Annotated in this window: 21 protein-coding genes and 1 pseudogene; 16 read left to right on the top strand and 6 right to left on the bottom strand. The window is 60.1% G+C overall.

Annotated features, from left to right (window positions below; translation table 11 throughout):
- Positions 1-25 precede the first annotated feature (25 nt).
- From HUW52_RS27875 to HUW52_RS27845, 7 genes are all read left to right on the top strand, one after another.
- Complete coding sequence (locus HUW52_RS27875; RefSeq protein WP_016984263.1) at positions 26-937, top strand: LysR family transcriptional regulator; 912 nt, start codon at positions 26-28, stop codon at positions 935-937.
- Between the two features lie 103 nt (positions 938-1,040).
- Entirely contained in the window at positions 1,041-1,934 is an 894-nt protein-coding gene (locus tag HUW52_RS27870; RefSeq protein WP_175555434.1) for an NAD-dependent epimerase/dehydratase family protein, read from the top strand.
- A 140-nt stretch (positions 1,935-2,074) separates the two neighbouring features.
- Entirely contained in the window at positions 2,075-2,692 is a 618-nt protein-coding gene (locus tag HUW52_RS27865; protein WP_175555433.1) for a Fic family protein, read from the top strand.
- A 662-nt stretch (positions 2,693-3,354) separates the two neighbouring features.
- The gene (locus HUW52_RS27860) at positions 3,355-4,704 is read left to right on the top strand and encodes a GntP family permease (RefSeq protein ID WP_175555432.1); all 1,350 of its coding nucleotides are present in this window, start codon (positions 3,355-3,357) and stop codon (positions 4,702-4,704) included.
- Between the two features lie 16 nt (positions 4,705-4,720).
- Complete coding sequence (locus tag HUW52_RS27855) at positions 4,721-5,581, top strand: MurR/RpiR family transcriptional regulator (protein ID WP_175555431.1); 861 nt, start codon at positions 4,721-4,723, stop codon at positions 5,579-5,581.
- Position 5,582: 1 nt separating this feature from the next.
- The gene (locus tag HUW52_RS27850) at positions 5,583-7,040 is read left to right on the top strand and encodes an amidohydrolase family protein (RefSeq protein WP_175555430.1); all 1,458 of its coding nucleotides are present in this window, start codon (positions 5,583-5,585) and stop codon (positions 7,038-7,040) included.
- A gap of 118 nt (positions 7,041-7,158) precedes the next feature.
- Positions 7,159-7,527: a glyoxalase superfamily protein gene (locus HUW52_RS27845; protein ID WP_175555429.1), complete on the top strand. Its 369-nt coding sequence runs from the start codon at positions 7,159-7,161 to the stop codon at positions 7,525-7,527.
- Between the two features lie 380 nt (positions 7,528-7,907).
- Here the strand turns inward: HUW52_RS27845 and HUW52_RS27840 are convergent, their stop codons facing one another.
- Positions 7,908-8,273, bottom strand: coding sequence for a DUF6124 family protein (locus HUW52_RS27840; RefSeq protein ID WP_016986535.1), 366 nt, complete (start codon positions 8,271-8,273; stop codon positions 7,908-7,910).
- A gap of 516 nt (positions 8,274-8,789) precedes the next feature.
- Positions 8,790-9,806, bottom strand: a complete 1,017-nt coding sequence (locus HUW52_RS27835) for an AraC family transcriptional regulator (RefSeq protein ID WP_016986534.1) — start codon at positions 9,804-9,806, stop codon at positions 8,790-8,792.
- A gap of 211 nt (positions 9,807-10,017) precedes the next feature.
- On the opposite strand from HUW52_RS27835, the gene HUW52_RS27830 reads away from it, so the two are divergent.
- The 7 genes from HUW52_RS27830 (at position 10,018) to HUW52_RS27800 (ending at position 20,179) form a co-directional block, all read left to right on the top strand.
- Positions 10,018-11,613: an FAD-binding oxidoreductase gene (locus HUW52_RS27830; RefSeq protein WP_175555428.1), complete on the top strand. Its 1,596-nt coding sequence runs from the start codon at positions 10,018-10,020 to the stop codon at positions 11,611-11,613.
- 5 nt (positions 11,614-11,618) lie between these two features.
- The gene (locus HUW52_RS27825; protein ID WP_175555427.1) at positions 11,619-13,211 is read left to right on the top strand and encodes a glycerol-3-phosphate dehydrogenase/oxidase; all 1,593 of its coding nucleotides are present in this window, start codon (positions 11,619-11,621) and stop codon (positions 13,209-13,211) included.
- Positions 13,212-13,231: 20 nt separating this feature from the next.
- Positions 13,232-14,800, top strand: coding sequence for an FGGY-family carbohydrate kinase (locus HUW52_RS27820; protein ID WP_175555426.1), 1,569 nt, complete (start codon positions 13,232-13,234; stop codon positions 14,798-14,800).
- Between the two features lie 240 nt (positions 14,801-15,040).
- Positions 15,041-16,330 (top strand): phospholipase, encoded by a 1,290-nt coding sequence (locus tag HUW52_RS27815; RefSeq protein WP_175555425.1) that lies wholly within the window; start codon positions 15,041-15,043, stop codon positions 16,328-16,330.
- A 47-nt stretch (positions 16,331-16,377) separates the two neighbouring features.
- Entirely contained in the window at positions 16,378-18,336 is a 1,959-nt protein-coding gene (locus HUW52_RS27810; protein ID WP_175555424.1) for a DUF1302 domain-containing protein, read from the top strand.
- Positions 18,337-18,530: 194 nt separating this feature from the next.
- Entirely contained in the window at positions 18,531-19,859 is a 1,329-nt protein-coding gene (locus HUW52_RS27805; RefSeq protein ID WP_371929266.1) for a DUF1329 domain-containing protein, read from the top strand.
- A gap of 107 nt (positions 19,860-19,966) precedes the next feature.
- On the top strand, positions 19,967-20,179 hold the full coding sequence (locus HUW52_RS27800) for a plasmid stabilization protein (protein ID WP_026000704.1): 213 nt from the start codon (positions 19,967-19,969) through the stop codon (positions 20,177-20,179).
- A 179-nt stretch (positions 20,180-20,358) separates the two neighbouring features.
- On the opposite strand, the gene HUW52_RS30855 is transcribed toward HUW52_RS27800, so the two are convergent.
- Positions 20,359-21,072 carry a methyl-accepting chemotaxis protein gene (locus HUW52_RS30855; RefSeq protein ID WP_371042694.1) on the bottom strand — a complete coding sequence of 238 codons (714 nt, stop codon included), beginning with the start codon at positions 21,070-21,072 and terminating at the stop codon, positions 20,359-20,361.
- Between the two features lie 144 nt (positions 21,073-21,216).
- Positions 21,217-22,143: pseudogene (locus HUW52_RS30850) on the bottom strand (methyl-accepting chemotaxis protein); the annotation flags it as partial.
- A 388-nt stretch (positions 22,144-22,531) separates the two neighbouring features.
- Between HUW52_RS30850 and HUW52_RS27790 the strand changes: the two are divergent.
- Complete coding sequence (locus HUW52_RS27790) at positions 22,532-23,203, top strand: histidine phosphatase family protein (RefSeq protein ID WP_175555422.1); 672 nt, start codon at positions 22,532-22,534, stop codon at positions 23,201-23,203.
- Positions 23,200-24,021, top strand: coding sequence for a phosphatase PAP2 family protein (locus HUW52_RS27785; RefSeq protein ID WP_175555421.1), 822 nt, complete (start codon positions 23,200-23,202; stop codon positions 24,019-24,021). Before HUW52_RS27790 ends, HUW52_RS27785 begins: the two co-directional genes overlap by 4 nt.
- Positions 24,022-24,087: 66 nt before the next feature.
- Here the strand turns inward: HUW52_RS27785 and HUW52_RS27780 are convergent, their stop codons facing one another.
- Together HUW52_RS27780 and rimJ are read right to left on the bottom strand one after the other, a co-directional pair.
- Entirely contained in the window at positions 24,088-25,566 is a 1,479-nt protein-coding gene (locus HUW52_RS27780; RefSeq protein WP_256667880.1) for a glycosyltransferase family 39 protein, read from the bottom strand.
- A gap of 30 nt (positions 25,567-25,596) precedes the next feature.
- Positions 25,597-26,184 (bottom strand): ribosomal protein S5-alanine N-acetyltransferase, encoded by a 588-nt coding sequence (gene rimJ, locus HUW52_RS27775; RefSeq protein WP_175555420.1) that lies wholly within the window; start codon positions 26,182-26,184, stop codon positions 25,597-25,599.
- Between the last annotated feature and the right edge of the window lie 136 nt (positions 26,185-26,320).

Raw genomic sequence — 26,320 nt, 5'->3', positions numbered from 1 at the left:
CAGGCCAATCGATTTGAGGACACCCGTGAAAGCCAGATCCGATGAGTTGCAGATTTTCGTCTGCGTGATCGAATGCGGTTCGATTTCCGCCGCCGCCGAACAGGTCGGACAAACGCCGTCGGCGGTCAGCCGCACGTTGTCGAAGCTGGAAGCCAAGCTCGACACCACGTTGATCAACCGCACCACGCGGCGCATGGACCTGACCGAGGAGGGCAAGTATTTCTTCGAGCAGGCCAAGCTGATTCTCGATCAGATGGAGCAACTCGAAGAGCGTCTGTCCTCGCGCCAGCAAACCCCGTCCGGGCGCCTGCGCATCAATGCCGCGTCACCGTTCATGCTCCACGCGGTCGTCCCGTACATCGACGAATTCCGCCGTCTCTATCCGGACATCCAGCTCGAACTCAACAGCAATGACCTGATCATTGACCTGCTGGAACAAAGCACCGACGTCGCCATCCGTATCGGCACCCTCGCTGACTCGACGCTGCACGCGCGCTCGCTCGGTTGCAGTCCGCTGCTGATCGTCGCCAGCCCGGCCTATCTGGAAAAGCACGGCGCGCCGCAGCAAGTGGCGGACTTGAGCGAACACACCTTGCTCGGCTTCACCCAGAACGAAGGCCTCAACCAATGGCCGCTGCGCTATGTGCACGGCGACCGCTGGCCGATCACCCCGGCGATCAGCGCCTCCAGCGGCGAGACCGTGCGCCACCTGGCGCTGGAAGGTCAGGGCATCGCCTGTCTGTCGCACTTCATGACCATCGACGACATTCGGGCCGGGCGCCTGAAAGTCCTGCTCGGCGAATTCAACAGCGGTTATCGCCAGCCGATCAACGCGGTGTACTACCGTAACTCGCAACTGGCGCTGCGCATTCAGTGCTTCCTCGACTTTATCCAGAGCAAACTCGCTGCTTACGCCAGCGCCGATTTCAAGGGCTGATTCGTGACCTCTGCGCAAGAGTGAATTGGGTGGGGGCGGGTTTTTCCCTCGGATCCACAGGCCGATACTCGTCCCATCACTTATTCACGCAGGGAGTTATTCCATGAACGTATTCGTCACCGGCGCTGCCGGTTTTATCGGCGGCTCGATCGCCACCGGTCTGGTCAAGGCCGGGCACAAAGTCACAGGCCTGGTGCGCAGCGCCGAACAGGCTGAAGAGCTGAAAGCCATCGGGATCAACGCGGTCATCGGTACTCTCGACGACAAAACACTGCTCGCCGAACAGGCCCGCGCTGCCGATGCGGTGATCAACGCCGCCAGCAGCGACCATCGCGGTGCAGTTGAAGCGTTGCTTGATGCCTTGCGCGGTTCCAACAAAGTATTCCTGCACACCAGCGGTTCGAGCATTGTTGGCGATGCATCCGGCGGCAAGTCCAGCGACGTCATCTACTACGAAGACAACCTGCCAGAGCCGACCGTCGACAAGGCCGCCCGCGTGGCCATCGACAACCTGATCCTCGCCGCGGCGCAGGACGGCGTGAATTCGGCAGTGATCTGCAATACGCTGATCTATGGCCACAGCCTGGGCGTCAATCGTGACAGCGTGCAATTACCGCGACTGCTCAAGCAAGCACGCAAAAGTGGTGTGGTGCGCCACGTCGGCACTGGCCAGAACATCTGGTCCAACGTGCACATTGAAGACGTCGTCGCCCTGTACTTGCTGGCGCTGACCAAGAACGTCCCGGGCACTTTCTACTTCGTCGAGAGCGGCGAAGCGTCGTTTATCGACATGACCACCGCCATGGCCGAAGCCCTGAACCTGGGCCAACCACAAGACTGGCCGCTGAAAGACGCCGAAGCGGAGTGGGGCTACGAAATGGCCAACTACGGCCTAGGCTCCAACAGCCGAGTGCGCGGCAAACACGCCCGCGAACTGCTGGGTTGGGTGCCGAAGCGCACCTCGGTGGTTGAATGGATTCGTAACGAAATGGTGTGATTGCAGTTTGAGCCCCGCCGGGCTTTGTGATCACCCTTTAGAACGGCTGCCATCGTGCAGCCGTTTTCGTTTCGGGCTTTGCGCTTGTGTCACGTCAGACCTATGGTGCTCTGAACATTGCCAGTTCAGCAGGTACAAGGATGATTAACCGTTATGACGCAGAAGGGGCGCAAAGCAGCTTTCAGCCCGGCTCGAATGAGCAAGTGCTGAGCAATAAACTGGGAGTTATCGAACCCGAAGACATGGATGATGCAGAGCTGGTTTTGTTGGAAAAGCTCTACCAATCTGTGCTCATCGAGCATTTGCCTGATCGGTCAATCACTGTTCAGGATCTGAAGGATTGGCATCGACGCTGGCTCGGGAACATCTATCCATGGGCGGGCGATGTCCGTGCGGTAAATTTGGGCAAGGATGGATTTTTCTTCGCCGCTGCACCGCAAATTCCTCGGTTGCTCGACGTATTTGAAAGGGACTGTCTTGCCAAATACACGCCATGTCGGCCCGATCTGGACGAGAACCTGATTCGCGCCATTGCTGTCACGCACGTCGAGTTCATCCTGATTCATCCCTTTCGTGAAGGTAACGGACGCTTGTCGCGATTACTGGCGGATGTCATGGCCGTGCAGGCGGGCTACGTGCCGCTGGACTACAGCAGTTGGGAGCGGAATAAAGAGGCTTATTTTGCAGCCATCAACCAAGGGCTGAAATGCAACTACGAACCCATGGAGTATTGGGTACGACAGGCGTTGTGGACTTGAGGCGGGGCTACTTGGCCAGGGACAAATGCAGAAATTTACTGGATCTGAGTTTGAGTTTGCGCTCAATGGTCTCCACGCTTTGACCCGTCTCGATGGCTGTCGAACTGGCAACTGCGCGGATCAACGTTTCGGTTGTCAGTTTTTTTTTGGTGCGAGGTGTGGGGCTCATGGCAGGGACTCCGCGGAGGTTGTCAGGCGAGTATAGCGCTTGGCTGGATTTGAAAAATATAACGTATGGCTGGACACCGAACCGGTGGGAGCTGGCTTGCCAGCGATAGCGGTCGGCCAGTCAGCATTTAAGTTGAATGTGCAGCCATCATCGCTGGCAAGCCAGCTCCCGCAGGTTTTGCGCATCCTGTCTGGAGGAATGCGATCAAAACTGTGGGAGCGAGCTTGCTCGCGAAAGCGGTGGATCAGTCGGCAAAGATGTTGAATGTGAAGTCACCTTCGCGAGCAGGCTCGCTCCCACATTGGTTTCTCGTTCACCGAAAAGCCATGTAAATCCCGCCCTACGATTTTCATTAATCACGACAAGACATATCCATCAGCGACACGCCTTGCCTCTCCACGAAAATTACTTTCATGTGGTTTGAAATCTCGATCTCGAAATGATTTATGAGTTTCACAACCCATTCGAACGTGACCCTTTCGAGGAGTACCGCATGACGCCTTCCTTCGGCTATTGGCTGCTGGTCTATGCCGCCGTCGCCATCATCGCGCTGATCGTGTTGATCGCCCGTTACCGGCTCAACCCGTTCATTGTCATTACCCTGATTTCCATTGGTCTTGCGCTGGTCGCGGGGATGCCGCCGTCGGGTGTGGTGGGGGCGTATGAGGCCGGGGTGGGCAAGACGCTGGGGCATATTGCGCTGGTGGTCGCGCTGGGGACGATGCTTGGCAAGATGATGGCCGAGTCCGGTGGCGCCGAGCAGATGGCGCGCACGCTGATCGATAAGTTCGGCGAGAAGAACGCGCACTGGGCGATGGTCTGCATCGCGTTTCTGGTCGGTTTGCCGCTGTTCTTCGAAGTCGGTTTCGTCTTGCTGGTGCCGATTGCCTTTACCGTGGCGCGACGCGTCGGCGTGTCGATTCTGATGGTCGGTTTGCCGATGGTCGCCGGCCTGTCGGTGGTGCATGCGCTGGTGCCGCCGCATCCGGCGGCGATGCTCGCGGTGCAGGCCTATCAGGCGTCGGTCGGGCAGACCTTGCTGTATGCGATCGCCATCGGCATTCCCACCGCGATTATTGCCGGGCCGTTGTACGCCAAATTCATCGTGCCGCGCATTCAATTGCCGGCGGATAACCCCTTGGAAAAACAATTCCTCGACCGCGAGCCGCGCGACAAACTGCCGGGTTTCGGCATCACCATGGCGACCATTCTATTGCCGGTGGTGTTGATGCTGATCGGTGGCTGGGCCAACCTGATTTCCACGCCGGGCAGCGGCTTCAACCAGTTCCTGTTGTTCATGGGCAATTCGGTGATTGCGCTGCTGCTGGCGACGTTGCTGAGTTTCTGGACGCTGGGGATTGCCCAGGGTTTCAATCGCGAATCGATTCTGAAATTCACCAACGAATGTCTGGCACCTACCGCCAGTATCACCTTGCTGGTCGGTGCTGGCGGTGGCTTGAACCGCATTCTGGTCGACGCGGGCGTCACCGATCAGATCGTCGGCCTCGCTCATGAGTTTCACCTGTCGCCGCTGATCATGGGCTGGCTGTTCGCGGCGTTGATGCGCGTCGCCACCGGTTCCGCGACGGTGGCGATGACCACCGCGTCTGGGGTGGTCGCGCCGGTGGCCATTGGTCTGGGTTATCCACACCCTGAGCTGTTGGTGCTGGCGACTGGCGCTGGCTCGGTTATCTTTTCCCACGTCAACGACGGCGGCTTCTGGTTGATCAAGGAATACTTCAACATGACGGTCGCGCAGACGTTCAAGACCTGGACCGTGCTTGAGACGTTGATCTCGGTAGTCGCGTTCGGCCTGACCGTCGGCCTTTCTTACCTGCTGTAACCGGAGCCCGCCGCCCATGGACATCCTCTACCAGATCCGCGCCCGTCAGGATTCCTTCAGCGCCGGCGAAGGCCGCATCGCCCGGCTGATGCTCGACGACGTTGGTTTCGCCGCCAGTGCCAGCCTCGAAGACCTCGCCCAACGCGCTGAAGTCAGCACCGCCACGCTGTCGCGTTTCGCCCGCACCGTCGGCTGTCGCGACCTGCGTGATCTGCGCCTGCAACTGGCTCAGGCCAGCGGCATTGGCAGCCGGTTTCTCGACCCGGCGGGCACGCCTGAACAGTCGGCGTTCTACGGGCAGATTGTCGGCGATATCGAAACCACGCTGCGCCAGCATCTGGCCGGATTCGACGAGTCACGCTTCGCCGATGCGGTGAAACTGCTCGGCCAGGCACGAATGATTCACGCCTTCGGCATGGGTGGTTGCTCGACCCTGTGCAGCGACGAATTGCAGGTACGCCTGGTGCGCCTCGGCTACCCGATTGCGGTGTGTCATGACGCGGTGATGATGCGTGTTACCGCCGCCAGCCTCAACGCCGAGCAAGTGCTTATCGTTTGTTCGCTGACCGGCATCACCCCGGAATTGCTTGAGACTGTTGAGCTGGCGCGCAACTACGGCGCACGCATTCTGGCGATCACCCGCGCCGATTCGCCGCTGGCCGAACGGGCCGACATCGTCCTGCCGCTGCAAGGCGCGGAAACCTCGTTCATCTACAAACCGACGGCGGCGCGCTACGGCATGCTGCTCGCCATCGACGTGCTCGCGACCGAGCTGGCGCTGGCCAATCCTGAAGACAATCAAGAGCGTCTGCGGCGGATCAAACTCGCCCTCGACGAATACCGTGGCGGCGACGATCACCTGCCGCTGGGAGACTGACATGCTGTACGACACGCTGATTCGCAACGCCCTGATCATCGATGGCAGCAACATGCCCGGCTACAAAGCGGACGTGGCGATTCGCGATGGCCGCATCGAGCGTATCGGCGACTTGCACGAGGCCACGGCGACCGAAGAAATCGACGCCGCCGGCCGTGTGCTGGCGCCGGGTTTTATCGACGTGCACACCCATGACGACACCGTAGTCATCCGTCAGCCAGAGATGCTGCCCAAGCTCAGCCAAGGCGTGACCACAGTGATTGTCGGCAACTGCGGAATCAGCGCCTCGCCGGTCAGTTTGAAGGGCAATCCGCCAGACCCGATGAACCTGCTCGGCACGGCGGCGGCGTTCGTTTATCCACGCTTCAGCGATTACCGCGCGGCGGTCGAGGCGGCCAATACTACGTTGAACGTTGCCGCGTTGGTCGGCCACACGGCGCTGCGCAGCAATCATCTGGATGACTTGTTCCGCACCGCGACGCCAGAAGAAATCGCCGCGATGCGTGAGCAACTGCGAGAAAGCCTTGAGCACGGTGCGTTGGGTTTATCCACAGGCCTGGCGTATGCGAGCGCCTACAACGCCTCCACCGATGAAGTGAAGCAACTGACTGAAGAACTGACGGCGTTCGGCGCGGTGTACACCACGCACCTGCGCAGTGAATTCGAACCGGTGCTGGAAGCGATGGATGAAGCGTTCAGCATCGGTCGTCACTCGCGTTCACCTGTGATCATTTCCCACCTCAAGTGTGCCGGCGTCGGCAACTGGGGGCGCAGTCCGCAATTGCTGGCGTCGTTGGAAGAGGCAGCGAAAACTCACCCGGTCGGCTGCGATTGCTACCCGTATGCGGCGAGTTCTTCGACGCTGGATTTGAAGCAAGTCACCGATGCGCATCGCATCACCATCACTTGGTCGACGCCGCACCCCGAGGTCAGCGGCCGCGACCTGATCGACATCGCCGCCGAATGGAGTCTGCCGCTGCTCGATGCCGCGAAACGTCTGCAACCGGCAGGGGCGGTGTACTACGGCATGGACGAGGCGGATGTACGAAGAATCCTCGCGCATCCGTTATCGATGGTCGGGTCTGACGGACTGCCCGAAGATCCGTTCCCGCACCCGCGCCTGTGGGGTGCTTTCCCACGGGTGCTCGGACATTTCAGTCGTGACGTCGGCCTGTTTCCGCTGCACACCGCTGTGCACAAGATGACTGGTTTGTCGGCGGCACGGTTTGGTTTGAAGGAGCGCGGTGAGATTCGTGAAGGCTATTGGGCGGATCTGGTGTTGTTCGATCCGGCGACGGTGCGTGATGTCGCGGATTTCAGTGATCCACAACGCGCCGCACAGGGTATCGAAGGGGTTTGGATCAACGGTGTCTTGAGCTATCGCGACGGGCAGGCGAATGGGCGTAGGGAAGGTCGCTTTCTCGCACGACAAGGTGATCTGCGTGACAACTTTCACTGAGGTTTCGCGGACTGCGTCACAGTGATGGCACATTGCGATTAAAGAAAGCCATCAACAGGCCGAATTGCTGACATCCACCCCGTCTACACTGTGGGGCCAATCAGTCAGGGAGCACCCCATGAGCTTCGGCAAAACCACCCCGATCCTGCGGATCTTCGATGAAGCCAAGGCTGTTGAGTTCTACGTCGATTTTCTGGGTTTCAAGATCGACTGGCAGCATCGCTTCGAGGCGAATTTTCCGTTGTATCTGCAGGTGTCGCGGGGCGAGTGTGTGCTGCATTTGTCCGAGCATCATGGCGATGCGTGCCCGGGTTCGGCGCTGCGGATCGAGACGGATGAGCTGGAGGATTTCCAACAGCAACTGATCGCCAAGGACTATAAGTTTTCACACCCGCAGATTCAGGCGATGCCGTGGGGCAGTCAGGACATGACGATTGCCGATCCGTTTGGTAATCGGCTGGTGTTCACCAATGCGATCAGCCTCTGAAGCGAAAAGCCCCTCACCCTAGCCCTCTCCCGGAGGGAGAGGGGACTGACCGAGGTGTCTGGCGCTGTACATCGACCTGAAAGATCTGCAGCGATTATGGATTCACGGCAGCACTTTCAGGTCGGTGTATTTAGCGAGCATCCCACAGTCGGCTCTCCCAGAGGGAGAGGGGACTGATCCGGGGATGCTTGAGAGAGACACCGACCTGAACCTGCTCGGTCGAATCCATAATCGACTCGGTCATTCAGGTCGATGCATAGCGCCTGACACCTCGGTCGGCCCCCTCTCCCTTTGGGAGAGGGCTGGGGTGAGGGGAAAATGGCCCGCCGCAAAAAGAAGCCCGCCACCTGACCATCACAGTCGGGCAGCGGGCTTTTTCGTTACTCGGTCGGCACGAACTTATCGAGCACCTGATTGACGGCCATTTCCGCCACCATCACCACTTGCGCAATACCCTGCAAAGTCTTGCGGTGCGAACCTTCGAGCACGGCGGCGAAGTCGTTGAGCATCACCGAGGCCGAGCCCAGCGTTTCACAGGCGTCGACCAGCAAGGGCTCAGTCGCGGATGCCGGGTTGGCCATGTAGAGGCGGTTGGGTTGGTAGGGCGTGGCCATGATCTGCGCGGTGGGTGGGGCGAGATAGTGGTCGAGCGCGCGCTCGGCGGCTTCGTGGAATTTCTTCGAATCGGCGGATTCGTAGGGGGAGGCCGGGTCGGTGACCGGCGGGTTTGGTGTTATTTTGAACATGGGAGCGTACCTTTTAAAGCCGCATCCATTTCGCCGCTAAGCAAAAGGGAGGCAGCTGTGCGCAAGTTAGCGGACCGGTCGCATCCCACCCCGGCGCACCCGAAGGTGCCATGCGCACAGCCACCATAAAGCGCAGGCAAATACCTGACTGGATGATACTCGTGCAGCGGGGAGCGAATGTAGCCGAGCCGCTAAGCTCGATCACTGGGAATCAGTGACGCAATCAAGTTACGCAGCCTGCTCAGGGCGCACAAGCCGGCGGATTCTGGCTTAGGCGTAGGTAACGGCGCAAGGATTTGTGGGCTGTTTCGCGTAACGCTGAGTGTCTTTAAACACCTGTGGTGCGGAATGTTTATTGCGCTCAAGTATCGAAGATTTGCCTGTAGGAATCGGTTGCTGCAACTGGCGCATTCGCGAGCAAGCTCGCTCCCACAATGGATCTGCAGTGAACATCGAATTGGTGAGCAGCCGAGATCAACTGTGGGAGCGAGCTTGCTCGCGAAGGGGCCAGAACAATCAACCCCGATGCATCTGCCGAAACTCCCCCGGCGGCATCCCGCGTCGACTCTTGAACGTGCGATGAAACGACCTCGGTTCGGTAAACCCCAAATACTGCGCAATGTCCTGAATCGGCAGCGTGCTGTTGAGCAAATAATGCTCAGCCAGTTCCTGGCGCAAATCATCGAGAATCTGCTGATACGACGTCCCCGCCTGATGCAACTGCCGCTGCAACGTGCGCACTGAAACGGCGAGCTGCTCGGCGACCTGCTCCTTGCGCGGCAAGCCCTCCTTGAGCAACTGCCGCAGAATGTTCTTCACCTGCTGTTCCAGCGACGCATCCTCCAGCGTCGCCATCAATCCCAACGCATGTTCTTCCAGCGTGCGCAGCAATTGCGCATCGGCCTGACGCAACGGCAACTGCAAATACGCCAGCGGCACAACCAGCGCCGAATACGGCTGATCGAACAACACCGGGCAATCGAAAAACGCCTCGTATTGCGCAGGCGTCGCTTCGGCCGGGCACGAATGTTCCAGCCAGACACCGGCCGGCGACATCTGTGTATCCGCGATCCAGCGCGCATAGTGCAGCCATGAACCGAGCACGTTCTCCACCAGATGCCGGCGAATCCGTGGGCGCTGATAACGGCACGTCCAGATCAAATGCACGTGGCCATCCAGCACCTCGGCGCGGCTGACGCCCATGTCCCCCACCAGTTTCTCGAACGGCATGATCCGGCTCATCGCATCGCCCAGGGTCGCGCAGTTCATGGTGATGTAGCCGAGCACGCTCCACGAATTGGGCAGGACGAAATTCGCCGCGTTAAGCCCGAACAACGGATCGCCCGAGTGCTCGCAAAAATAATCGAGCAAGCGTTCGTGTGCCTCACCGGGCAAACGCAGGGTGTTGTCGCTCAACTGCTGCGCCTGCAAACCCGCCGCCGCCAACGCAGGCTCGATATCCATACCCAGTTGTTCGGCATGGCGCAGGTACTTGAGCAGCGGCGGAACCGAGGTGAAGCCAAGCGATTGCATGATCCCATTCCTTTGATCAATGGCGGCGGAGGCGGACGAATAGCCTGAAAGGTAATTTGAAACCCCGACTAAAGTAAATGGCTGACGCTTGCGCGACGTTTGACTCAATTGGCTACACGAACTGGCCGGATGCGACCGTGACACTTTACGGCCGCTGGCTAGTATGGGGGCCTGAAATATCACTGATCTGACGGCAAAAAAGGACACACGCATGCGACGCTGGAACGGCTGGGGAGATGCAACCACGGTGGTCGAACTGCCGGCCCAGGGCGCGGAGTTTCTTCATGAGCGATTGGGCGAGGGGCGAGCGCTGCCCGACGCGACACTGGAGACCGCATTGGCCCGCGTGCCAGCCTCGCGATTGCCGGCGCACAGTTTGTACAGCGTCGATGCCCATGATCGTTTGCTGCATGCGCGGGGTCAGAGCCTGCCGGACTGGCTTGCGTTGCGCGAAGGTGCGCTGGGCAATTATCCGGATGCGGTGGCGTTCCCGGAGACGGCCGAACACATTCGCCAATTGCTGGCGCTCGCTCACGAACAGGACTTGTGCCTGATCCCGTACGGCGGCGGCACGTCGGTGGCCGGGCACATCAATCCGCCAGATTCGGCGCGGCCAGTGGTGACGGTGTCGCTGGCGCGGATGAACCGCCTGATCGATCTCGACGAACAGAGCCTGCTGGCGACGTTCGGCCCCGGTGCGAGTGGCCCGCAGGTGGAAAGTCAGTTGCGTGCGCGGGGCTACACGCTGGGGCATTTCCCGCAGTCGTGGGAGTTGTCGACGTTGGGCGGTTGGGTCGCCAGCCGTTCCAGCGGTCAGCAGTCGTTGCGCTATGGCCGGATCGAGCAATTGTTTGCGGGCGGAACCTTGGAAACCTTTGCCGGGCCTTTGGAAATACCAACTTTCCCGGCTTCGGCTGCCGGACCCGATTTGCGCGAAGTGGTGCTCGGTTGCGAGGGCCGTTTCGGGATCATTTCCGAGGTCAAGGTGCGGGTCAGCGCGTTGCCGACGGATGAGCGTTTCTACGGCGTGTTTCTGCCTTCTTGGACCAAGGCCCTGCAAGCCATCCGCCAATTGGCCCAGGCGCGCGTACCACTGTCGATGCTGCGCCTGTCCAACGCCGTGGAAACCGAAACGCAACTGGCACTGGCCGGTCATCCGCAACAAATCGCCTGGCTGGAAAAGTACCTGAATCTACGTGGAGCGGGCGCGGGCAAATGCCTGCTGACCTTCGGTGTAACCGGCAATCGTCGACAAAACGCACTGTCGCTGACCCAGGCACGACAGCATCTGAAGGCCTTCGGCGGCGTATTCACCGGCACCTTGCTCGGCAAGAAATGGGCGCAGAACCGCTTCCGTTTCCCCTACCTGCGCGAGAACCTGTGGAACGCCGGTTACGTGGTCGACACCCTCGAAACCGCCACCGACTGGAGCAACGTCGACAACCTGCTCAACCTTATCGAGGACAGCTTGCGCGAGGCCTTGGCCGCCGAAGGCGAGCGAGTGCACGTGTTCACCCACCTGTCCCACGTCTACGGCGAAGGTTCGAGCATCTACACCACTTACGTGTTTCGCCCGGCGGCTGACTATCCGGCGACGCTGGCGCGCTGGAAAGCACTCAAACACGTGGCCAGCCAGACCATCGTCGACAACCACGGCACCATCAGCCATCAGCACGGCGTCGGCAAGGATCACGTGCCGTATCTGCTGCGCGAGAAGGGCGCACTGGCAATGGATACCTTGCAGGCGCTGAGCAAACATTTCGATCCGGCCGGGCGCCTCAACCCCGGCACGCTGCTGCCGGAGTGATGACCATGAGTCAGCACTGGAACGCCGCGTGGCGCCAGCAAGTTCTGCCAACGCTGGCGGAGGAAACCTGGGATCTGATCGTCATTGGTGGCGGCATCAGCGGCGCCGGAATCCTGCGTGAGGCGGCGCGTCGAGGCTGGCGCTGTCTGCTGTTGGAGCAACGCGACTTTGCCTGGGGCACCTCAAGTCGATCTTCGAAAATGGTCCACGGCGGTTTGCGCTACATCGCCAAAGGCCAGTGGCGCCTGACCCGTGATTCGGTGCGCGAGCGTCAGCGCTTGCTCGACGAAGCGCCGGGGCTGGTCGAGCCGATGAGTTTCATGATGCCGCACTATCGCGGCGGCTTTCCCGGGCCTCGGGTGTTGGGTGGCTTGCTGAGCGTTTACGACGCCTTGGCCGGGCGTCGCAGCCATCGTTTTCATGATGCGCAGCAACTGCGTTATCTGGCGCCGGGGGTGAAGGAAAATGACTTGCTCGGCGGCACTAGTTTTGTCGATGCACTGACCGATGACGCGCGGCTGGTAATGCGCGTTCTGAGCGAGGCGCGGGCCGACGGTGCTGTCGTGGTGAACGGCGTTCGCGTCGAACATTTGCTGCGAGAAAACGGGCGCGTGTGTGGCGTTCAGGTCGAGGATTGCGAGGCTGGCACGTCACTGCAATTGCGCTGCGGCGTGCTCGCTGTGGCGACTGGCGCGTGGGCCGAACGCTTGCGGCCGACTGAGGCGCCAAGGCAATTGCGGCCGTTGCGCGGCAGTCATTTGTTGCTGCCGGGTTGGCGTCTGTCGGTGGCGCAGGCGTTCACTTTCATGCATGAGCTTGATCGGCGTCCGGTGTTTGTTTTTCCGTGGGAGGGCGCGACAGTGGTCGGCACCACGGACCTCGATCATCGTGAGGATCTCGATCAGAGCGCGAGCATCAGCGGCGAAGAACTCGACTATCTGCTGGCGGCCTGCACGCAACAATTTCCCGGCGCAGAAGTGACGGCGAATGATGTGCTGTCGACCTGGTCCGGCGTGCGTCCGGTGGTGGGCAGCGCAGGTGAGCATCAAGACAAACCGTCGAACGAAACCCGCGAGCATGTGCTGTGGCAGGAGCCCGGTTGCGTGACCCTGGCCGGCGGCAAACTCACCACGTTTCGCCCGCAAGCCATCGAAGTGCTCAAGGCCTGCGCGAGCATGCTGGGTCGCACCTTTGTCGATGATGCCGCGCCAGTGTTTGCTGCTGTGCCTGAGTTGCCGATCCCGGCGCTGAGCAGCCACCAATGGCGACGTCTCGCCGGACGGCATGGCCGCGACCTGCCAAGGCTGGCGCAACTGCTCACGGAGATCGATCATGACACGGTCGGCGCCACCGACACTCTGTGGGCCGAACTGGCCTTCGCCTGCGAATCGGAAATGGTTCTGCACCTTGACGATCTGCTGCTGCGCCGCACGCGTCTCGGTCTGCTGTTGCCGCGCGGTGGCGAAGCGTATTTCGCCGCCATCCGCCAACTCTGCCAGCCACGACTGGGTTGGAGCGACGAACACTGGCAGCAGGAAGAACAGCGTTATCGGGCGTTGTGGCAACGCCATCATGGTTTGCCGGATGCCACGCCTTGATGCCCCTTGAAGAGAGCTCCATGGATAACCACCCGAACAAGCGTTACCTGCTGGCCATCGACAACGGCACCCAGAGCGTGCGCGCGCTGCTCTTCGATTTGCAGGGCAATCTGCTCGGCAAAGGCAAGGTCGAGTTGCAGGCGTATTACTCGACGCAACCGGGCTGGGCCGAGCAGGATCCGGAGTATTACTGGGCGAAACTCGGCGAGGCGTGTCAGCAGGTCTGGCAGCAAACGGGGATTGATCGCTCGCAGATTGCCGGCGTTTCCCTGACCACGCAGCGCGGTACGGTGATCAACGTTGATGCTGAAGGCAAGCCGCTGCGTCCGGCGATTCTGTGGCTCGACCAACGGCAGAGCGAAGTTGAGGGCGGGATCAAAGGGCCGTGGGGCTGGCTGTTCAAACTGGTCGGTGCACAGGGCACTGTGGATTACTTTCGTGCCCAGGCTGAGGCTAACTGGATAGCAAAACACCAACCTGACGTGTGGGCGGCGACGGACAAGTTTTTGCTGCTGTCGGGGTTTCTCACGCATCGTTTGTGCGGACGCTTTGTCGACTCGGTGGGTTGCTGCGTTGGCTATCTGCCGTTCGATTTCAAACGGCTGAAATGGGCCGCGCCGAGTGACTGGAAATGGCAGGCGCTGGCGGTGCGGCCCGAGCAATTGCCAAACCTGCAAAAACCCGGTGAAACCCTCGGCTACATTACCGCCGAGGCCGCTCGCCATACGGGTATTCCCGAAGGCTTGCCGTTGATTGCGGCGGGCGCTGACAAGGCTTGTGAAGTGGTCGGTGCCGGCGTGGTCGATGCGGGTACGGTGTGTCTGTCCTACGGCACCACGGCGACGATCACCAGCACCCGCTCGCGCTATCTGGAAATTGTCCCGTTGATTCCGCCGTACCCGTCAGCTGTGCCCGATCAGTTCAACTGCGAGGTGATGATTTATCGCGGTTACTGGATGGTCAGCTGGTTCAAAAACGAGTTCGGTCTGCGCGAGATGCAGCAGGCCAAAGAGCAGGGCATCGAGCCGGAGCAGTTGTTCGATGCGCTGGTTGAGGCGGTGCCGCCGGGGTCGATGGGCCTGATGTTGCAACCGTACTGGTCGCCGGGGATTCGCGAGCCGGGTGTCGAGGCGAAGGGCGCAATGATCGGCTTCGGTGATGTGCACACCCGGGCGCATATTTACCGGGCGATTCTTGAGGGACTGGCGTATGCGTTGCGTCAGGGCATGGAGAACATCGAGCGGCGTTCGAAGGTGTCGGTCAAGCGTCTGCGCGTGGCCGGTGGCGGCTCGCAGAGTGATGCGGCGATGCAGCTGACGGCGAATATTTTCGGCCTGCCGGCGGAGCGTCCGCATGTGTACGAAGCGTCGGGTCTGGGTGCGGCGATTTGTTGTGCGGTGGGGTTGGGGTTGCACGCGGATTTCCCCACGGCGATCGCGGCGATGACGCGGGTGGGCGCGGTTTTCACCCCACAGCCCGAGGCACAAACAATCTACGAGCAGCTGTACAAAGAGGTCTACCTGCGCATGTATCGCCAGCTCAAGCCGCTGTATCAGAGCATCCGCAAAATCACCGGCTATCCCGCCTGAAAGAACACCACCAATCCCTGTGGGAGCGAGCTTGCTCGCGAATGCGGAGTGTCAGTCACTAATGTCTTGTCTGACCCACCGCTTTCGCGAGCAAGCTCGCTCCCACAAGGTTATGCGGTGGAATCAGATCCGCTTATGTGGCGCCATCGGAGACTTTTTCTGGTGAGATCGGACAGTGTCAGCGGCGGGGTCGGTTGTTAGGCTCACCCCCCACGGCACCGCCAATAAGAACGAAAAGCAATGAAGCTGACCTTCCTCCTGTTGCTGCTTTGTGCAACGGCCCCGAGCGCCTGGGGCTGGTCGAACCATACGGTGGGCAGCTATCTGGCGTTGCAGGATCTGCCGGCGTTGCGCGATGCACCGCAGGTTGAAGTCGAGCCACTGGAGCGTTTTCTCACCGAGCAATATCCGGCCGTGCTGACACTGTTGGAGCAGCAGGAAAGCTTCGCTCGCGAGCACTTCGCTCAATACCCGCCACGCCCCGATAACCTGAAATTGCCCGCAGTGCCAAGTGACAATCTGCGCCACGACTTCCTCACGGCGCTGCGCATCAATCCCGAGATTCATCTGGCAATGGTCATCCAGCCATTGCCCGGCAAGGACCTGCTCGAGCGTGAGCATCTGCAGGCCAATCAAGTCATGGTCGAGCAAACCCTGTCGCCGTGGAATCGCCAGCGCTTTATCGTCATCGCCGATCACGAAAAAGTCGCACCGCTGGCCGTGCTCGCCAGTGCCGCCGACGAGCCGGATTACGGCCACGACATCAACCTGTTCAGCGACAACCCTGGCAACGTCGGCGCGCTCTACGGTTTCGGCCCGCAACCGTTCGGTGATGCGCGGTTCCAGTACAGCTCGCAGGCGCCGTTCCACATGGGCTTCTTCCACGAAAGCCCCGTGGTGTACGCCGCTGCCGGTTTCCTTGAACGCAGTTGGCCGGACTGGCGTGCGTATCAATACATGGGCCTGGCGCGACTGGCGTTTGCCAGCGGTCATCCGTATTGGGGTTATCGCTTTCTCGGCTGGGGCCTGCACCACATTCAGGACCTGACCCAGCCGTATCACGCCAAGCCATTACCCGGCGTCGACCTCGCCAGCCTTCTGTTACTGGAAGGCAAGGCCATCGCCGGTTTTGCTGAGGACAAACAGGCCTCCATTGAGCGCGTCGCGACCCGACACATGGAAGTCGAGAAGTATCAGTCAACCTGGCTGCGGCGCGTGCTACGCACCGGTCAGCCGCATCCGATGCTCGCGGCATACGCCGATGTGGCTCAGGACAAAACCTACCCGCCGTACGCGGTCGACTACCTGCGCGAAGTGGTCAGCGCCGAGTCGGTCAACGACTCCGCAGCGTTCGACGAGTCCATCGGCCAGTGGCTGGAAGCCGCGCCCGTCAACAGTGATTTCAGCAGCGGCAACCAACTGCAACAGGAAGACTTCGACCACCCGGCACTTAACCAGCAGCTATTCAAATTGCTCGGGCATTTCGGTTCACACAGCCGGATTTACGTCAGCGCGGGATTGGCGCCGTAGCGCGGCAACGCACACCACAACAATAAAAAACAGGGAAGGAGGAACACATGATCAACTCTCGATTGCGCCTGACGGGCGCCGCACTCCCCGGTGTCGGCCTGGCCGGGTTGCTGCAACTGTGCGCAGTCGATGCGGCGCACGCGGTGGAGTTCAGCTTCATGGACAAACAGGTCACTGGCTCCCTCGACACGACCTTGTCCTACGGCCGTTTGTGGCGGGTGCAGGGCCGCGACAAGACTAACGATGACGTCAACACCAACGACGGCAATCGCAACTTCGACACCGGGCTGGTTTCCGAGGTGTACAAGATCACCTCCGAGCTTGAAGCCAACTATCAGAACTACGGTGTGTTCGTGCGCGGCACTGCGTTCTACGACACGCAACTGATGGACAAACGCAACGACTACTACGACAACAACAGCCCCTCGCAACCGAGCCAGAGCTACCCGCAGGACGACCATTTCACCAGTCAGACCCGCGACATTGCCGGCAGCCGCATCGAGATGCTCGACGCCTATGTGCACGGCAGTTGGGACGTCGCGCAGATGCCGGTGACCGCACGTGTCGGCCGTCAGGTGTTCAACTGGGGCGAGGGGATTTTCTATCGCGGCGGAATCAACACCACCAACCCGGTGGACGCCGCCAAGTACCGCTTGCCCGGCGCCGAAGTGAAGGAAGTGCTGGTGCCGGTCGAGGCGCTGAGCTTCAACATCGGTCTGACCGATTCACTGACCATGGAGAGTTTCTACCAGACCAACTGGAAGGAAACCCGCATCGATCCGGTCGGCACCTTCTACTCGCAGACCGACCTGTTCGCCGACGGTGGCAACACCGGTTACAACAACTTCAGCGGCACGGCGCTCGATACGCCGGTGCCGGGGTTTGGCAACGTCATCGGTTTGTACAGCGCACTCGGCAACAACCCGCTGCTGAGTTCCGCCCTGCAAAGCACCGGGCTGTACGCCAATGGCGTGACGCCGGCCTACGGCAACACACTGAAAGTGGCGAGCGTCGGCAAGGACTACAACGCACGCAACGATGGCCAGTTCGGCTTTGCTTTTCGCTACATCGCCGAACAGCTCAACAGCACCGAGTTCGGTTTGTACATGGTCAATTACCACGCCAAGGAACCGACCATCGCTGCCGATCTGGGCGGCTACAAAGGCATCGACATGGATGCCCTGACTAACTTGTTGTCGGGTGTTGCCGGCAGTCAGGCCGGGGCGCTGGCCAATGGTCTGGCCACGGCTGATGTGATGGGCAATATCCAGGCGCATCGGCGCTACGCCGAAGACATCCGCATGTACGGCTTCAGCTTCAACACCACGCTGGGCGAGGCGTCGGTGTTTGGTGAAATCGCTTATCGGCCGAACTTGCCGATCGGCGTTGCAGCGACCAACGATTTGATTGGCGACCTGGCCAACGGTGCAGCTGTGGCGGTGACGGGTCGGTCGATCAACGTCGGCGGGCAGATGGTCAATCTCAACAGCGAGATCAACAACGCCGAACGTGTCGAAGCGTTCAACACCTCGCTGGGGACCATCTACAACTTCGGCCCGACTGCCTCGTTCGACTCGCTGTTCGGCATCTTCGAACTGGCCTCCGAGCACCTGCGCGGCAGCAGTCTGCAATACACCGCCTACGACGGCAGCCGACGTTATTACGCCGGTACCGGTAACTATTCCTATGTCTCCGGCGGTGATCGCGACGATCAGGTCAACCGCAATTCCTACAGCTACACGGCGATGCTCAACGGCACCTGGAACGATGTGTATGCCGGGGTTAACGTCTCGCCGTACATCGTCTACAAGGACGATTTCGAGGGCAACAGCTATCAGGCCGGCAACACCATCGAAGGTCGCAAGGCTTACACGCTGGGGATAAAGGCCAATTACCAGAACAAGCTTGAAGCCGAACTTCAGTACACCGAGTTCTACGGCGGCGGGCAGAACAACGGCATTCGCGACCGCGACAACGTCGGGTTCAACCTCAAGTATTTCCTGTGAGTTTCATACGAGATGTCTGCGACACCTCATCCCCCTGCGGGAGCGAGCTTGCTCGCGAAGAGGCCAGCACATTCAACCTTGATGTCGACTGACCCATCGCTTTCGCGAGCAAGCTCGCTCCCACAGGTTTCTGCATTCTGGAGAAGATCATGTTTCACACTTCACGATTTACCAAGACCACGCTGGCGCTCGTCATGGGGCTGGCGGCCAGTAGCGCTTTCGCCGCCATCACCCCGCAACAAGCCGAACAACTGAAAACCACCCTGACCCCCATGGGCGCCGAGCGCGCGGGCAACGCTGCCGGCACGATTCCCGCGTGGACCGGCGGCATCACCCAAGCTCCGGCCGGTTACAAACCCGGTCAGCATCACCCCGATCCATTTGCCGCAGACAAACCGCTGTTCACCATCACCAAAGCCAATCTCGACCAATACAAAGCCCACCTCAGCCCCGGCCAGATCGCCCTGTTCAACAGCTACCCCGACACCTTCCAGATGCCGATCTACCCGTCCCGTCGCTCTGGCTCGGCGCCGCAGTGGCTGTACGACAACACCCTGAAAAACGCCACCTCGGCCAAGCTGCTCGAAGGCGGCAGCGGTTTCTCCGATGCCTACGGCGGCGTGCCATTCCCGGTGCCCAAGGACGGCGTTGAAGTGCTGTGGAACCACATCACCCGCTATCGCGGCATCTACGTCGTGCGCCGCGCTTCCGAAGCGCCGGTACAACGCAACGGCAGCTTCGCGCTGGTGACCTCGCAGCAGGAAGCGCTGTTCAACTATTACCGCCCGAACGGCCAGTTCGCCGACCTGAAAAACATCCTGTTCTACTACCTCGCCTTCGTGAAAAGCCCGGCGCGCCTGGCCGGCGGTGCCGCCCTCGTGCATGAAACCCTCGACCAGCTCAAAGACGCACGTCAAGCCTGGATCTACGACGCCGGCCAACGCCGCGTGCGCCGCGCACCGAACCTCGCCTACGACACGCCGATCGCATCCTCCGATGGCCTGCGCACCGCCGACGACACCGACCTGTTCAACGGCTCACCCGATCGCTACGACTGGAAGCTCAAGGGCAAACAGGAAATCTACATCCCCTACAACAACTACAAAGTCGCCAGCCCCGACGTGAAATACGCGCAACTGCTCACCCCGGGCCACCTCAACCCGCAATACACCCGCTATGAACTGCACCGGGTCTGGGTGGTGGAAGGCAACCTCAAACCAGGTTCGCGACACATCTATTCCAAACGAGTGCTGTTCCTCGATGAAGACAGCTGGGGCGCGGCACTGGTCGATCAATACGATGGGCGAGGGGAGTTGTGGCGGGTGTCGATGGCCTACCTGAAAAACTTCTACGACCTGCCGACGACGTGGAGTGCGCTGGATGTTTTCCACGATTTGCAGGCGCGTCGTTACTACGTGCAGAACCTTGATAACGAAGAAGCGGAGACGGTGGATTTCGCGCAGCCGGTGCCGGAGGATGCTTACTTTATGCCGTCGGCGTTGCGGCAGCGGGGCACTCGGTGAGATAGCAGACCTGTCTATGCTTTTCTGGCGTTACAACCTGAAACCGTCGCAGCAAAAGCTTCATGGTAGCCTCCGCTGCTGCGATTTCAGTAATGACGGAGAGCATTGTGGCAAGTTTGATCATCGACAATCTTGACCCTCAGCTCTATGAAGCGCTGAGGGTAGCGGCCGACCTCAATGGTCGATCGATGGAAGAGCAAGCGTGTCTGATTTTGAAGAATGCTCTGGAACAGACTCAATCCACTGGCGGCTTGGGGAGTCGGATCCAAGAGCGCTTTAGAAGCGTTGGCGGAGTTGAGCTGGATTTGCCTTCGCGTTGAAAGCGGGGCACGCAGTTTCACGGTATGACCACGCATCAGTAGGGCAAGCCATAACGCAATCGCGAGCAGGCTCACTCCTACAGGGGAATTGGCGTCGCCCACATAATCTGTGATCGACGCGTTACCTGTAGGAGTGAGCCTGCTCGCGATGCGGTTGTAGCTTCAGCGCTGTATCAGGATCAAACGCGGAAGTGGCTGACCATCTGCTGCAACTGACCACCCAAACGCGCCAGTTCAACGCTCGACGCTGCCGTCTCATCACTCGCCGCTGCGGTCTGTTCCGACACGTCGCGTACGTTGATGATGCTGCGGCTGATCTCTTCGGCCACGGCGCTCTGCTGTTCGGCAGCAGCGGCGATCTGCTGGTTCATCGACTGGATGTTCGACACCGTGCGGGTGATGTTTTCCAGCGACGCGCCAGCCTTGCGGGTCAGGGCGACGCTGCTGTCGGTCAGGGCGCGGCTGTTGCTCATCACGGCGGAGACTTGCTGGGTGCCGTTCTGCAGACCGGCGACCAGGCCTTCGATTTCCTCGGTGGATTTCTGCGTACGCTGAGCCAGACCACGCACTTCGTCGGCAACCACGGCAAAACCACGACCGGCTTCACCGGCACGGGCGGCTTCGATCGCAGCGTTGAGCGCCAGCAGGTTGGTCTGTTCAGCCACAGCCTTGATCACGTCCATGACGCTGCCGATCTTGTCGCTTTCCTGTTGCAACACGCTCATGGCTTCGGTCGAACGCACCACTTCGCTGGCCAGACGTTCGATCTGCGCGATGGCTTCGTTTACGACTTTGTCGCCTTCGCGGGCTTCACCGTCAGCGGCGGCAGCGGCTTGCGAGGCTTCTTCGGCGTTGCGCGCGACTTCCTGCACGGTGGCAGTCATCTCGTGCATCGCTGTGGCGACCTGATCGGTTTCGACTTTCTGGCTGTTCACACCGGCGCTGGTCTGCTCGGTGACGGCCGACAGTTCTTCAGCGGCGCTGGCAATCTGGGTGACGCCGTCGCGGATGCCGCTGATCAAGTCGCGCAAGGTTACGCCCATGCGCGCGATGCCTTGTTGCAGCACGCCGAGTTCGTCGCGGCGGGTGACGGTGACGTTCTGGGTCAGGTCGCCGCTGGCGATGCGCTCGACTACAGCCAGGGTTTCTTGCAGCGGACGGGTGATCTGACGGGTGATGATCACCGCAGCAATCACGCCGACCAACAGTGCCAGCAGGGTGCTGATCAACTGGAAGGTGCGCGCCTGGGCGCTTTCGACATCGCGGCGGTCGAGTTGAATCTGATACAGCTGCTCGCTGGTGTTGACGATCGCGGTGCCTTGATCGGTCATTTCCTTACGGGCCTGCACGGCGTCAGTGTTGGCGTTTTTATAGGCCATCAACGCGCTGCGATAGTTGACCAGTGCGGTTTCCAGCTGACGCAGCGCGTCTTGCTGAGAATCGGCGAAATGCACGTTCAGTTGCTTGAGGCTGGCAATCGCCACGTCCAGTTGGCCGACGGCTTTCTGCTCGGTTTCGGCGTTGGTGGTGGCGGTGTAGCCGCGCACTTCGTAGCGCGCGAGGATGAACGCTTCCTTAGCGGCGGTGATCGCCTGGAACTGTTCGAAACGCTGTTCGCTCATGTCCATCTGCTGCACGCGTTTGCTGATCGATTCGATCTGGTTGTACGCGGTCTCGGCACTCACGCTCATGCTGTCGCGGGCGCTGTTGCCGGTGCGGTAGGCATTGCGCATTTTGTTCAGCGACGTCTGGTATTCAGCGATGGTCGCTGCCTGCTCCTTGAGCAGTTTGACGTTTTCCGGGCTCTTGAAGCTGTTGATCAGCTTCTGTTGCTGCGCGGCAAAACTTTCAAGGGTGGTCTGCACGTTCTGCGCGGCGGTTTCATCGCCATTGGTCAGCATGTATTGCAGACGTACCACACGCAGTTTGGTCAAACCGGCATTGAGCTGGGTGATGTCGCTCATCCAGTTGCTGCGGTCGATCAGGCCACCGAGGCTGGTCCAGCCTGTCAGGGCCAGTACGCAGGTCAGGGCCAGCACCAGGCCGAAGCCCAGGCCCAGTTTCATGTTCACGCTGATGTTGCCGAACCAGCTATTCATCAAAAATCCTCCAGAAACGTTGGGTTTCTTGTCGTCGGTTAGGCTGGAAGATTGTTGTTTTTTTGAGCCAGCAAGGGTGTTAGCAGGTTTGTATCGGCCGCATTTCCCAGAGCTGAAAGGATTTTGTCCTACGGAATTTGTAACATCGGATCCCAAGACTTTTTTCACATGGGTTTCACTGGCTGCCCACGCCCGCCTCTGTACCTTCGCCGCATCGAATGAACCCGTGATGCAGAGTGGCGAGGCGGTTTTTGTGGAATTGAGACTGAGTCTGTTCGGCGTCAAACGCTCGATCGATCTGAGCTTTTTGGCGCGTTTTCGCAACACCTGGGTGGTGTTGGCTGCATCGGTATTGGTGATCCCCGTAACCCTGTGGTTGCTGGCGCCGGCGGCGGTGCCGGACCTGGCCCACGGCAATGTTGCCGGTGCGCAAGCGTTGGCGGCGGGATGGGCCAAGGGTGAGATGATCGTGCTGGTGCGTCACGTCGAGCGTTGCGATCACTCCAAAGCGGCATGCCTGAGTGGCAATGACGGCATCACCGATCGCTCGCGCAGTGTCGCGGTGGCGGTCGGTGCAAGGTTCGAACAATTGGGCCTGAACAACGCCGACATCTATAACAGCCCGTCGATGCGCACGGTGCAGACCGCCGGTTACATGTTCAACCATGCCGCCAGCGGTGACGACTGGTTGATCAATTGCCGGGGGCGCATGTTGCAGGATGCGCTGGCCCACAAGGTTCCCGGTCGCAATCTGGTGCTGGTGACCCACAGCGAATGCATGGCGCAAATCGAGAAAGACCTCAAAGTGCCAGCCTCGGACATGGGTTATGGCTCGTCATTGTTTGTTTCCGCTGCCAGTCCGGCGGCTCCCAAGATGCTCGGCTTCATTGAAGCCTCCGACTGGCGCACGGTGAATACCCGATGAAATCCCGCTTCTACGCATACAACTTTGGTATTCCGCTCGCCTGTGCGGCGCTGGTGTTCCTGATGTTCGACATGACTAAAATCGACATCGCCTTCAGCAACCTGCTGTTCGATCCGCTGACCCAGACCTTCCCGCTCGACAAAATCCACTTTTTTGAAAAACTCACCCACAAATGGGCGCGGATCATTCCGAACTGGACGGCGGAAGTCGCCCTGATCGGCGCGCTGCTGTCGGTGGTCTGGCCATTGGTCAATCCGCACAAGCGTCCGCGCCTCGGCGCAATGCTGGAGCGCAGTAAGGTCGCGCCAGTGCTGCGCTTTGCCGCTGATCATCGTAGGGATTTTCTGTTTGTGGTGGTCGCGTTTGCGGTCTGCACCGGGGTGATCCATTTCCTCAAATCCCACACCAGCGTTTACTGCCCGATCGAGACCACGCTGTACGGCGGAAAAATGGCCCACATTAAGTGGTACAGCAACTTTCAACTGTTCCACGAAGCCGGGAGTGGCCGGTGCTGGCCGGGTGGTCATGCGTCGGGTGGCTTCACCATGCTGGCGCTGTACTTCGTGGCGCGCCGCTATCAATGGCGCTTTTCCAGTGCAATCTTGTGGGGCTCGCTGCTGCTGGGATTCGTGTATGGCACTACTCGCGTCCTGCAAGGCTGGCACTACATGTCCCACACCTTCTGGGCTGGAATCTTCGTCTGGCTGGCGTGTTTGCTGACAGCGTTGGCCTTCTACGGGCGCGCGCGGCTGGATGCGCCGGTGCTGAGCAAGCGCACGCAGGAAGCTTTCATTGCGCAGTCTGAGGTCTCTCTCTGAACCGGTCCGGATGAAATGAAAAAAACCGCCAATCATCGGCGGTTTTTTTATGCGGCTGCGCAGGCCTCAATAGCCGACGAAGTAATACGCCTGTCGTCCGACCATCATGGTCTTGAGTACTTTCAGTGGCGGCGCGGGTTCGCTGTCGCCGGCCATCACCACGACATGCGAGGGCGAGGCCGCGAGGAAATCTCGCAGCTGCACTTCGGTATCCAGGCCTTTGAGCACTTGCTGGGTGTAGAAGACCGTGGCGCCACCGACCCGCTCGTTGGCCTGAAACAGTGCGACTTGATGCCCGGCAGTTTGCAGCGTCTGAATCTCTGCGCTCAACGGCAGGAAGGAAAGCTTTTTGTCGGCGTGGGGCAGGGCCCACTGCGCGGCCGCGAGGTAACTGCCGATTACCAGCGTGAGCACACCCACTGCCAGTGTCTGACGATGACGGGCGATTCGGCCTACGAATCGATTGGCGGATTCGTACTGCTTCAATCGTTCGAACAACACGCCTGCATATTCTGCCGCGATCACCGCTGCGGCTGGCGTCATCGACATCAGATACACCGTGCGCTTGCTCGATGCCAACGTCAGCATCACGAACTGCGCAACGATCCACAGGCTGAAAAACAGCAAGTAGCGGTTGGCCTTCAATTGTTTGCGGAAATGCCAGAGCCCCAGGTACACCAGAATGTTCCACGGCAGGAAGGCTTCCGGCAGTTTGGCGAGGTAGTAATAAAACGGTTCATAGTGCCCGGCCTCGACGAATGATCCGCTGAAGCGCCCGACACTGTTGGTCAGCAGCACCTCTTTGACGGCCTGTGCGCCGCCGTGCTGGAAGAGGATGACGAGCCAGATCAGCAGCGGAATCAAACCGACCAGGGTCAGTAAGCCCGGGCGCAGCCAATCGGTGATTTTCAGGCGCTTGTCCATCAGGTTGTCAGCCAGCAGATAAGCAAAAATCACCACCCCCGGCATTGCCAGCCCCAGCACACCTTTGCTCAATGTAGCGATGGCGATCCCGACGACAAACAACAGCGAGTTGCCGAGAGTCGATGCTCGTTGCGCCTGGAAAAAGGCGAGCAGTGCCGTGGTCACGCCGAGGGCGAGCAATGCATCTTCACCGACGCCGCGCACATTGCTCCAGTAACTGGCCATGGTCGCGAGCAGAATGCCCGCCGTCCAGGCAATCATCTTCGGCCGTTCAAAGCGGCGCAACATGCCGTACAGCAGCATCACACTGAGCAGCCCGGCCACCGCCGACGCCAGTCGCACGGCCCACGGTGACACGCCGAATACGCGCATGGCACCAGCATCCAGCCACAGGCTCAGCGGTGGTTTTTCCAGAAACGGTTCGCCGAACAGACGAGGTGTCACCCAGTCGTCGTCCAGATGCATCTCCATGGCGATGCCGGCGACGCGGGCCTCGGTGGAGCCTTGCAACTGGTGGTTACCCAGCGCGAAGAAAAACAGCAGGGCAGCAAGCAGAAACAGCGAAGTGACGGCACGCGACATAAGGATCAGGCAACCGGAAGGGGCGGGAGGCCTGAGCATACGACGGCAATCCTTAACGAATTGTGAAACTCACGCCAAAGGTTTCGACCAGCGCTTTTCCGGCGTTTCGAACCTGGAGTTGACCAGCGCCGTCATCACGTGGTCCTGCCAGCGTCCGGCAATGTTCAGATACGCCTTGGCGTAACCCTCACGTTCGAAGCCCAGGCGCTCAAGCAAGCGCGCACTGCGTTCGTTGCCCGGAATGTAATTGGCCATGATCCGGTGCAGGTTCTGGGTATCGAACATGTAAGCGATGCCAGCCTCCAGCGCCTCGTGCATCAAGCCCTGTCCCTGTTGGGCCTCATCGATGTGATAGCCCAGATAACACGCCTGAAAGGCCCCGCGAATAATGCCGCTGAAGTTGCATGCGCCGATCATCTGCTGGCCGTCCGGCGTCAGTAGTGCGAAATGCAGGGCCAGCCCGGCCTCGAAGGCGCTGGCCTGTATTTCAAGACGCCGGCGAATCTGCTCGGTGGAGAAATATTCGGTGGTGCGGATAGGCGACCATGGCGCGAGGTGACGCTGGTTGCGTTGATAGAACTCGCTTTCAAGTTCGGCCTGGTCCGGAGCCAGTATCGCGAGCGTCAGGCGTTGGCAGGGCAGGGTCAACAGCGGCATCGGGCGCTCCGGAATGGGGAATCTTCCGGCAGAGTCGCGCAATCCGCCGGGTTTCGGCAAGTCGTGGCGAAGCAGGGGCTTTGTTTCAGGCAAAAAAAAGCCCGCAGGAGCGCGGGCGAACCGTAGTTTCTTGAAT

The sequence above is a fragment of the Pseudomonas sp. 43A genome (assembly GCF_013363935.1).
GTDB classification, from domain to species: domain Bacteria; phylum Pseudomonadota; class Gammaproteobacteria; order Pseudomonadales; family Pseudomonadaceae; genus Aquipseudomonas; species Aquipseudomonas crudilactis.
Note: the sequence above shows the minus strand (reverse complement) of the source record. Positions and strands in the feature narration are given on the sequence as shown.

Coding starts and splice junctions, on each gene's coding strand:
- HUW52_RS27845 (WP_175555429.1), top strand. CDS start 7,159: ATGAGCTTCGGCAAAACCACCCCGATCCTGCGGATCTTCGATGAAGCC.
- HUW52_RS27855 (WP_175555431.1), top strand. CDS start 4,721: ATGGACATCCTCTACCAGATCCGCGCCCGTCAGGATTCCTTCAGCGCC.
- HUW52_RS27840 (WP_016986535.1), bottom strand. CDS start 8,273: ATGTTCAAAATAACACCAAACCCGCCGGTCACCGACCCGGCCTCCCCC.
- rimJ (WP_175555420.1), bottom strand. CDS start 26,184: ATGCCGCTGTTGACCCTGCCCTGCCAACGCCTGACGCTCGCGATACTG.
- HUW52_RS27780 (WP_256667880.1), bottom strand. CDS start 25,566: ATGCTCAGGCCTCCCGCCCCTTCCGGTTGCCTGATCCTTATGTCGCGT.
- HUW52_RS27835 (WP_016986534.1), bottom strand. CDS start 9,806: ATGCAATCGCTTGGCTTCACCTCGGTTCCGCCGCTGCTCAAGTACCTG.
- HUW52_RS30855 (WP_371042694.1), bottom strand. CDS start 21,072: ATGCACGAGATGACTGCCACCGTGCAGGAAGTCGCGCGCAACGCCGAA.
- HUW52_RS27860 (WP_175555432.1), top strand. CDS start 3,355: ATGACGCCTTCCTTCGGCTATTGGCTGCTGGTCTATGCCGCCGTCGCC.
- HUW52_RS27805 (WP_371929266.1), top strand. CDS start 18,531: ATGGGGCTGGCGGCCAGTAGCGCTTTCGCCGCCATCACCCCGCAACAA.
- HUW52_RS27820 (WP_175555426.1), top strand. CDS start 13,232: ATGGATAACCACCCGAACAAGCGTTACCTGCTGGCCATCGACAACGGC.
- HUW52_RS27815 (WP_175555425.1), top strand. CDS start 15,041: ATGAAGCTGACCTTCCTCCTGTTGCTGCTTTGTGCAACGGCCCCGAGC.
- HUW52_RS27870 (WP_175555434.1), top strand. CDS start 1,041: ATGAACGTATTCGTCACCGGCGCTGCCGGTTTTATCGGCGGCTCGATC.
- HUW52_RS27825 (WP_175555427.1), top strand. CDS start 11,619: ATGAGTCAGCACTGGAACGCCGCGTGGCGCCAGCAAGTTCTGCCAACG.
- HUW52_RS27785 (WP_175555421.1), top strand. CDS start 23,200: ATGAAATCCCGCTTCTACGCATACAACTTTGGTATTCCGCTCGCCTGT.
- HUW52_RS27810 (WP_175555424.1), top strand. CDS start 16,378: ATGATCAACTCTCGATTGCGCCTGACGGGCGCCGCACTCCCCGGTGTC.
- HUW52_RS27850 (WP_175555430.1), top strand. CDS start 5,583: ATGCTGTACGACACGCTGATTCGCAACGCCCTGATCATCGATGGCAGC.
- HUW52_RS27865 (WP_175555433.1), top strand. CDS start 2,075: ATGATTAACCGTTATGACGCAGAAGGGGCGCAAAGCAGCTTTCAGCCC.
- HUW52_RS27830 (WP_175555428.1), top strand. CDS start 10,018: ATGCGACGCTGGAACGGCTGGGGAGATGCAACCACGGTGGTCGAACTG.